At 72.8% G+C, this 8,809-nt stretch carries 9 protein-coding genes; 8 read left to right on the forward strand and 1 reads right to left on the reverse strand.

What is annotated here, in order from left to right:
* Positions 1–453 (forward strand): FxsA family protein (locus G4D87_RS28065; RefSeq protein WP_163785751.1); only part of this gene is annotated, 453 nt, incomplete at its 5' end.
* A 15-nt stretch (positions 454–468) separates the two neighbouring features.
* On the opposite strand, the gene G4D87_RS28070 is transcribed toward G4D87_RS28065, so the two are convergent.
* Positions 469–1,617 (reverse strand): acyltransferase family protein, encoded by a 1,149-nt coding sequence (locus tag G4D87_RS28070; protein ID WP_163785753.1) that lies wholly within the window; start codon positions 1,615–1,617, stop codon positions 469–471.
* Between the two features lie 72 nt (positions 1,618–1,689).
* Here G4D87_RS28070 and G4D87_RS28075 point away from each other — a divergent pair, with 72 nt between their 5' ends.
* From G4D87_RS28075 to G4D87_RS28105, 7 genes are all read left to right on the forward strand, one after another.
* On the forward strand, positions 1,690–2,499 hold the full coding sequence (locus tag G4D87_RS28075; protein ID WP_163785756.1) for a YfiM family lipoprotein: 810 nt from the start codon (positions 1,690–1,692) through the stop codon (positions 2,497–2,499).
* A 235-nt stretch (positions 2,500–2,734) separates the two neighbouring features.
* Entirely contained in the window at positions 2,735–3,844 is a 1,110-nt protein-coding gene (locus tag G4D87_RS28080; RefSeq protein WP_163785758.1) for a cytochrome-c peroxidase, read from the forward strand.
* Positions 3,845–3,885: 41 nt separating this feature from the next.
* Entirely contained in the window at positions 3,886–4,284 is a 399-nt protein-coding gene (locus G4D87_RS28085; protein ID WP_090490155.1) for a hypothetical protein, read from the forward strand.
* A gap of 183 nt (positions 4,285–4,467) precedes the next feature.
* Positions 4,468–5,310 (forward strand): c-type cytochrome, encoded by an 843-nt coding sequence (locus G4D87_RS28090; protein ID WP_205507754.1) that lies wholly within the window; start codon positions 4,468–4,470, stop codon positions 5,308–5,310.
* Complete coding sequence (locus tag G4D87_RS28095; RefSeq protein WP_163785760.1) at positions 5,307–5,915, forward strand: respiratory nitrate reductase subunit gamma; 609 nt, start codon at positions 5,307–5,309, stop codon at positions 5,913–5,915. The genes G4D87_RS28090 and G4D87_RS28095 overlap by 4 nt, the downstream gene beginning before the upstream one ends.
* An 18-nt stretch (positions 5,916–5,933) precedes the next feature.
* Entirely contained in the window at positions 5,934–6,575 is a 642-nt protein-coding gene (locus G4D87_RS28100) for a cytochrome c3 family protein (protein ID WP_163785762.1), read from the forward strand.
* 12 nt (positions 6,576–6,587) lie between these two features.
* A partial coding sequence (locus tag G4D87_RS28105) for a TAT-variant-translocated molybdopterin oxidoreductase (protein ID WP_163785769.1) occupies positions 6,588–8,809 on the forward strand: 2,222 nt, incomplete at its 3' end.

The following is an 8,809-nucleotide window of genomic DNA, read 5'->3' on the forward strand; positions in this document are numbered from 1 at the left end:
GCCTTCCTCGGGCACCTGGCCGCGCTCTCCCGGGGGGAGGGCAGGCGGGTGCTGCGCCACTGGCGTGAGTCCATGGCGCGCGGCCAGGTGCCCGAGGAAGGCATCCTCAGCGGCGTGCTGGTGCTGGCCGGCGGCGTGCTGCTCGTCATCCCCGGCGTCATCACCGACGTCGTGGGGCTGTTGCTCCTGCTGCCGCCCGTGCGGCGCCTCATCTCCGCGCGCGTGCGGCGCACCCTGGAGCGCAAGGTGCGCGACGGCTCGATGCACGTCACGACCTTCGGCGGCGGCTTCCACGCCTCCGTGGGCGGCCCCTTTCCCGGAGACCCCGCGCCGCGTTCGCCGCGGACCGGTGTCCTGGAGCCGGACGCCGGCGGCACCGGGGCCCGCCGGCCCCAGGGCCCGCAGTCGGAAGTGGACGCCGAGTTCACCGAGGAGGAGCCCAGGCGGAGCTGACGCGCCGCCCGGACGTCAGCTCCCGCGCGGCCCCAGGCTGCCCACGCTGGCCTCCAGCGTGGTGGAGCCGGTGCGCCACGGCCGGGCCTGGTCCCTCAGCCACGTCCCGAGCCGGGCCACCAGGGCGCACGCCACCAGCAGCGACACGCCGATGCCCAGTCCCTCCGGAAGCGTCAGCGTCTGGCCCACGCGGCTGGACAGGCCCGCGTAGCTGGACCAGCCGTACACGATGGGCAGGTGCAGCACGTAGACCCACAGCGACAGGCGGCCCAGGGGCGCCAGCAGGCCGCTGACCTTGCGCGGCAGGATGTTGACCGCGCCCAGCACCATCATCCCCTGGCCCACGCGGTAGGCCACCAGCCACGCGCTGGCGGGGCCCCAGTCCTGGGGCTGCGCGCGCATGAACCAGAAGAGCCCGCTGCCCAGTATCAGCAGCGCCAGTCCCTGGGGCACGCCCGGGCGGAGGGTGCCCAGCAGGCTCGCGGCCACGGCGCCCGCGAAGAAGTAGCTGGCCCAGGGGAAGAAGGCGAAGCGGCTGGTGCCGCCCGTGCCGATGAGCTGGGTCAGCGGCCCGGGCAGGCCTTCGCTCATCGCCCGCACGCTCACGCTCACCAGCGGAATGCCCACCGCCACCGCCACCAGCATCACGGTGCGGCCCCAGCGCCCCGGCGTCACCGCCAGCAGCGTGGCGCCCGCCAGGATGGCGAAGCCGATGCACTGGAGCGCGTCGAAGACGAACACCTTCGTCAGCATCTCCTCGGTCAGCCCCAGCTTGATGACCGTGGACCAGCCGGGCCAGTGCATGAGGTAGCCCAGGAAGATGAGCAGCAGCGCGCGGCGCACCCGTTTGCCGTAGGTGTCCCGGGCCGCCGTGGGCTTCGAGCCCAGCGCGGCGACCACCGCCCACCCGGCCACCATCAGGAACAGGGGCGCGGTGATGCCTCGGCAGGTCCAGTAGTGCTGGACCCACACGTCCGCACGCACGGCTGGCGACAGCACCGCGTCCAGCGTGTGGCCAATGACCATCGCCATCACCGCGAGCCCGCGCGCGCAGTCGAGCCCGGGGTGGCGGGGGTCTCGTCGCTGGAACGTGAAGGCAGGGCCGAGTTGACTCACGAGGTCCCCAGCATAGGCCGTGACTCGGGCCACGTCTCGAAAACGCATGAAGCCGCCAGCGCCCCCCTTCACGCAGAGGCAGGGCACCCTGACGGGTCGTGTGGTGCTACAGGGAAGGACATGCGCCTGCATGCCCTGCTGCCCAGCCTGCTGTTGCTTGTCTCCCTGGCGCCTCTCGGCGCGCGCGCCGCGTCTGGAGATGCGTGGTTGGGGCCGGACAAGCCCAAGCACTTCGCCGCGTGTTTCGTGCTCGCGGGCGCGGGGTACGCCGGTGGCGCGCTGCTCTTCGACAACCCTCACGCGCGCTGGCTCACCGGCGCGGGGCTCGCGATGGGCGCGGGGGTGGGCAAGGAGCTCTACGACCTGGGGCGCGGGACGACGTTCTCGATGAAGGACCTGGCGTGGGACGCGGTGGGCACGGCGTCCGGGCTCGCGGTGTCGTACGTGGTGGACCGGCTCGTCTTCCGCCGTGACGACACGCCGTCCCTGGTGGCGCGGGCGCGGCTACGTCGCCCCGTCACGCTCCGCCTCCACGTCGCTGGGGACAGGCGCCTGCCGAGCGGGCTCGCCCCGCGCCTGGCGTTCGACGAGCTGTACCAGCTCCTCTCGATGCAGCCTCGGGTCCACCGTCACCAGGGCGCCGCCGCGGCCGGAGGCGCTGGAGACGAGCACGGTGACCTTGCCGCGCGGGCACTGGTTCATGCAGCCGGAGGGGAGCACGCGGACCTGCTCCCCCAGGCCGCGTTCGGTGAGCGTGCCTTGGAGCCAGCGCGGCAGGTCCAGGCCTCCGGCTCGGGCGCCGCCCTTCATCAGGCACTTCCGGCAGACCAGCACCTCCACGTCCTCCACCGGGCCACCGCCGCTGTCGTCCCGCATCCGTCCTCCGTCGTGTCGTTGATGCCGCTCGATGCGCCGCGCGCCCGGCCCTGAGGCACAGGCGCCCTGTTGGCCGAAGCACGCACGGCGGCCTGAGACTGGGAGGTAGCGCGCTGTCGGGATTCCCGCAGGCGGCCCTGGTCGTTCGAGTGCTCCCGGAGCGGGGAGGCGGCCCGGTGGCTGATGGGTCCGGAAAGCGGACGTGCGGGGATGTCACGACGCGGCATTCCTCCGCGGCCGCTTGCTGGTAGCTTGCGCCGCGTTAACGAAGCGGCCGTGGAGGGCTTCCATGATTCAGAACCGGTGGGTCTCGCTGCTGTCGCTGTCCGCGCTGGGCGTCAGTGCGCTCACGGGGTGCGAGCGCACGCCGCCGCCCGCCGAGGCGCCCGTGGCCGCGCCGGAAGCCCAGACGCTGCCGGCGCCCAAGCCGATGACGGCCGAGCAGCTCGCGCACTTCTTCAAGCCGCTGCCCCGGCGCAAGGACGCGCCGCCTCCGCCCGAGGACACCGACGCCCAGGTGACGCTGGGGCGGATGCTCTACTTCGAGCCGCGCCTGTCGAAGAACCACGACGTGTCCTGCAACACCTGCCACGGCCTGACGACCTTCGGCGTGGACAACAAGGCGCTGTCGGACGGCCACAAGGGGCTGAAGGGCACGCGCAACTCGCCCACCGTGTACAACGCGGCCGGGCACATCGCGCAGTTCTGGGACGGGCGCGCGGACACGCTGGAGGCGCAGGCCACCGGCCCCATCCTCAACCCGGTGGAGATGGCCATGCCGGATGAGAAGCGCGTGCTGGCCACGCTGACCTCCATCCCGGAGTACACGAAGCGCTTCCGCGAGGCCTTCCCGGGTGAAAAGAAGCCGGTGAGCATGGCGAACGCCGCGCGCGCCATCGCCGCCTTCGAGCGCAAGCTCGTCACCACCTCGCGCTTCGACGCCTTCGTGGGCGGCAAGCACGACGCGCTCACCGAGCAGGAGCAGCGGGGCCTGCAGCTCTTCGCCACCACCGGGTGCACCACCTGCCACAACGGCCCCGCCGTGGGCGGCACCTCCTTCCAGAAGCTGGGCCTCATCGAGGACTACCCGGGCCTGAAGGACGCGGGCCGCTTCGACGCCACGAAGAACGAGGAGGACCGGGGCAAGTTCCGCGTGCCCACGCTCCTCAACGTGGACAAGACGGGGCCGTACCTGCACGACGGCAGCGTGGTGGAGCTGCCGCGGATGGTGCGGCTGATGGCGAAGCACCAGCTGGCGCGCACGCTGACGGACCTGGAGGTGGACGACCTGGTCGCCTTCCTCAAGAGCCTCACGGGGGAGCTGCCTCCCGCGGAGCTCATCGCCCCGCCCGAGCTGCCCCCCAGCACCGCGAAGACGCCCAAGCCGGACCCGTCTTGAAAGGTGCGCGGCGCCTCGCGCGTTGCTAAGCAGCGAGGCCCATGGACCGAATGCTCTTCTACGCCCACTCCGGGCTCCGCTATCTGGTGCTGCTGGCTGGCATCCTGGCCCTCGCGTACTTCGCCTACGGGCTCGCCACCCGGAAGCCCTTCGACAAGCTGGGGCGCATCCTGGGCTCGGCCTACTCCGGGCTGCTCCAGCTCCAGGTGCTGCTGGGCGTCGGCGTGCTGGTGACGCGCTTCTATTACCCGGCGCTCATCGGGCACATCGTGATGATGGTGCTCGCCGCCGGCGTGGCGCAGGCGACGCTGTCCATCAACCGCCGCAAGCCGCAGCCGGCCTTCGTGCTGCCGCTGGTGGGCGTGGTCGTGTCCATCGTCTTCATCATCGGCGGCATCATGGCCATTGGCCGTGGCGTCTTCACCACGACGGCGATGTGAGCCGCGCGGGGTAAATGCTGCGCTGAATCACGGCGCGCGGCGCAAATGCTGCGCGCTCCAGGCCAACCCCCACGCATGTCTGCCTGGGTGTTGGCCTTTCGTCATTCTGGCCCTCGCATTGCAATTCGTGTCGCGCGTGCCGGGCAGTGAGCCCGGCCTCCCTTCGAGGAGGGGCACGCGGCGATGCGGACACATGCCCAGGAAGGACGGCCGCGCCTGACGCGGGGGCTCGTCCCCGTCATTCCGCTGCTGGCGCTGGTGGCGGCGCCGGTGGCGGGAGCACAGAGCGCCTCGCAAGGGGCCACGCTCTTCACGCAGCGCTGCGCCACCTGTCACACGGTGGGCGAGGGCGACCGCGTGGGGCCGGACCTGCACGGCGTGATGGAGCGGCGCGACGAGGCGTGGCTCTCCCGCTTCATCACCAGCCCTGGCGCCGTCATCGACGCGGGCGACCCGGTGGCCACCGCGCTGCTGAAGCAGTTCAACGGCATCCGCATGCCGGACCAGCAGCTCTCCCCCGAGGAGCGTGGCGCCCTCTACGCCTTCTTCCGCGACTGCACGCGGAAGGGGCTGGGCGGCTGCAAGCCGTCGCCCGCGGCGAAGCCGGGCACGGACGCGACGTCGGAAGAGATTGCGCGAGGCCGCCGCCTCTTCGAGGGCACCGAAGCCCTGGCGAAGGGCGGCCCCGCCTGCTTCGGCTGTCATGACGTGCGCGGGCTGGGCGTGGCGGGCGGCGGCACGCTGGGGCCCAACCTCACCTTCGCCTTCGCGCGCATGGGCGAGCGCGGCATGCGGCCCCTGCTGGCGAAGCTGGACACGCCGATGATGGCCGCGCTGTACGCGAAGGCCCCGCTGGAGGAGGAGGAGCAATACGCCCTCAAGGCGTACCTCGCGGACGTGTCGCGCGACGGCAGCAAGCCTCGCGCGGACAGGGACTTTGTCTACCTGGGCCTCGTCGGGATGCTCGCGGTGCTCGGGTTCATGGGCGTTGCCTTCAACGCCCGCACCCAGCGAGGTCAGCCGTGAGTGAAGCCCTCTTCTCCGCCATCCCCTACGTGGCGGCGGGCGCGGCCGTGGCGGGCGTGGCGCGCCGGCTGATGGCACGCGCGCCCGCGAGCGCCCCCACGCCCTGGACGTCTTCGGGACGGGCCATCCTGGCGGGGGGCGTCATCGTGGCCCTCAACCACCTGCTGGGGCTGCTGGCGCCGCGGGTGATGCAGGCCTTCAACGCGTCGCCGGGCCGCCTCTTCACGCTGGAGGCGGTGAGCCTGATTGGCGCGCTGCTGCTCGCCTGGGGCCTGGTGGGCCTGACGCTGCGCCGCGCGCGGGAAGGGCAGTGGCGCACCGCCGCGCTGCTGGGGTTGCTGTTCTTGCAGTCGTGCTCCGGCCTCTACCTGGCGGTGGCGCTGCGCTGGGGCTCGGCCTGGTACGTCCATGTGGTGGTGCCGTACCTGCGCTCGGTGCTGGCCTTCCAGCCGGACGCGTCGCTGCTGGCGCAGGCGCCCTTCGTCGTCCAGTTCCACACCTTGTTCGGGATGGTGGTGCTGGCGCTGGCGCTCTTCATCCGCGCGCGGCCCGAGCCCGTCACCGCGCCCCTGCTCGTCACGCCTCGGGAGGAGACCGCTCGCTGACGCGGCGGCACACCCGTCATGAAAGACGCCTCGACTCGCCTTCCCTTCCGCGCCCTGGCCGCTGGCTGGCTGGGCCCGCTGGCCGCGCTCTGCCTGGCGGGCTGTAGCGGCCCGGTGAACAACCAGCAGGGCTACATGCCCGAGCAGCCCGTGGCCTTCTCCCACGCCGTCCACGCCGGGCAGTACGGCCTGGATTGCCAGTACTGCCACGTGGGCGCGGAGAAGAGCCGCCACGCCGGCGTGCCCTCCACCAGCGTGTGCATGAACTGCCACACGCAGGTGAAGACGGACTCGCCCGAAATCAAGAAGGTCGCGGCGGCGGTGGCGGAGAACACGCCGCTGGCGTGGGTGCGCATCCACCGCCTGCCGGACCACGCGTACTTCAACCACGCCAGCCACGTGGGCGCGGGCCTGGAGTGCCAGACGTGCCACGGGCCCGTGCAGGAGATGGTGCGCGTGGAGCAGCAGGAGCGCATGACGATGGGCTGGTGCCTGGACTGTCACCGCGACACGGCGGCGAAGCAGGTGTCCGCGCCGCCGCCCTCCGCGCCCCGCGCTGGAGAGCTGTTGGCCCTGTCGTCCGGCGCGCCCGCACCGGAGCCGCTGAAGGCCCCTCGAATCCTGCAGCCCCCCACGGACTGTTCGAGCTGCCACCGCTGAGGAGTCCCATCCATGTCCGACCCACTTCCCAAGTACTGGCAGAGCCTGGCGGAGCGCGCTGGCGACCTTGGCGCCTTCCCACGGGATGAGTTCACGGAGCCGCTGCCGGTGGGCGTCGCCGCCACGCCTCCGGATGCGAACAGCCGCCGTGACTTCTTCAAGCTGATGGGCCTGAGCGCCGCGGCGGCCATGGTGGCCTGCCAGCGCGCGCCGGTGCAGCAAATCATCCCCTACGTGGCGCGCCCGGATGAAGTCACGCCGGGGCTGGCGCTCTGGTACGCGTCCACCTGCGACGGGTGCGGCGCCCGGTGCGGCCTGCTGCTGAAGACGCGCGACGGCCGTCCCATCAAGGTAGAGGGTAACGACGAGCACCCCGTGTCGCGCGGCGGCGTGTGCGCGGTGGGCCAGGCGTCGGTGCTGTCGCTCTACGACGCGAGCCGCGCCCGCTACCCCACCCGCGGCGCCACGCGCGTGTCCTGGATGGACCTGGACGCGGACGTCACACGGGCCCTGCGCGAGGCCACCGAGGCGGGGAAGGGCATCCGTGTGGTGTTGCCCTGGCACCTGGGCCCCACGGCGGAGGCGGCCGTGAAGCGCTTCCTGGCCGCGTACCCCACCGCGCGCACCGTGCGCGACGAAGCCCTGGGCGAGCTGTCCGCCATCGCCGACGCCCACCGCGTCACGCACGGCGTGCGCGCCGTGCCGGACTACCGCTTCGACAAGGCCGCCGTCATCGCCAGCTTCGGCGCGGACTTCCTGGGGACGTGGGTGTCACCCGTGGCCTTCACCCGGCAGTACGCGGAGTCGCGCGACGCGGCCCGGCGCCGGACGATGTCGCGGCACTTCCAGGTGGAGCCGGTGATGACGCTCACCGGCGCCGCCGCGGACCGCCGCTTCGTGGTGGCGCCTTCCGACCTGGCGCTGGTGCTGGCGGACCTGGTGCGGCGGCTGGCGGTGAAGGCGGGCCGCGAGGTGCCGGGACTGCCTTTGCTGCCGCCGCCGACGCTGGACGAGGCCGCGAGGGCGGAGCTCGCGGACGCGCTGTGGGCCCAGCGCCAGGAGGCCCTGGTGGTGGCGGGCGGCGATGACGTGGCCACGCAGGTGCTGGCCAACACCGCCAACGCGCTGCTGGGCAATGAGGGCCACACGGTGTCGCTGGCGGACGGCACTGCGCTGGACGCGGACGCGCTGCCCTTGGGGATTCTGTTGACGGAGCTGCGCGCGGGCGCCGTGGGCGCGGTGCTCTTCCTGGGCGCCAATCCCGTCTACAGCGACCCGCGCGGCGCGGAGCTGGCGGCGCTGCTGAAGGACGTGCCGCTCACGCTGTCCACCAGCGACCGGCGGGACGAGACGGCCGTGCACGTGGGGCTCCATGCACCGGAGGCCACCGCGCTGGAGTCGTGGGGCGACGCGGAGGTGCGCCGGGGCGTCGTGTCCCTGCGCCAGCCCGCGGTGGCGCCGCTGCACGAGACGCGCAGCGGCGTGGAGTCGCTGCTCCAGTGGGCGGGCGTGCCCCAGCCGCACTACGACTTCCTCCGCGCGCGCTGGGAGGCGGAGGTCTTCCCTCGTGCGAGCGGCCTGGGGCAGGGCTTCAGCGCCTTCTGGGATGATGCCCTCCGCCGGGGCGTGGTGACGCTCAGCGCCGCTTCGGAGGAAGCACCGGCCTTCCGCGAGGACGGGCTGGCGAAGGCGCTGGCCGGCGTGGCCCGCCAGGCCGCGGAGTGGGAATTGGTGCTGTACCCCACGGTGGCGCTGCGTGATGGCGCTCCCGCGAACAACGCCTGGCTCCAGGAGGTGGCGGACCCCATCACCAAGGTGACGTGGGGCAACCCGGCGTGCATCGCCCCGGCCCGCGCGAAGGCGCTGGGACTGAAGGACGGCGACGTCGTCCAGGTGCGGGCGGGGAGCGCGACGCTGTCGGTGCCCGTGCTGGTGCAGGCGGGGACGCACCCCTCCGTCATCGCGGTGGCGGTGGGCTACGGCCGCACGCGGGCCGGGCGCGTCGCGGACGGGATTGGCGTCAACGGCTATCCGCTGTCGGCGGTGGTGGACGGGCGCGCGCGGCGCGTGGTGCCCGGCGTCACGGTGCGGGCCACGGGCGAGCAGCAGCCCCTGGCGCTGACGCAGACGCACCACCGGCTGGAGGGACGGCCGCACGTGCGAGAGGCGGAGCTGGCGGCCTTCCTGGCCAACCCGCGCGCGGGCAACGAGGTGCAGGCGGGGCACGGCGGGGG

Source organism: Myxococcus vastator, from assembly GCF_010894475.1.
GTDB classification, from domain to species: Bacteria; Myxococcota; Myxococcia; order Myxococcales; family Myxococcaceae; genus Myxococcus; species Myxococcus vastator.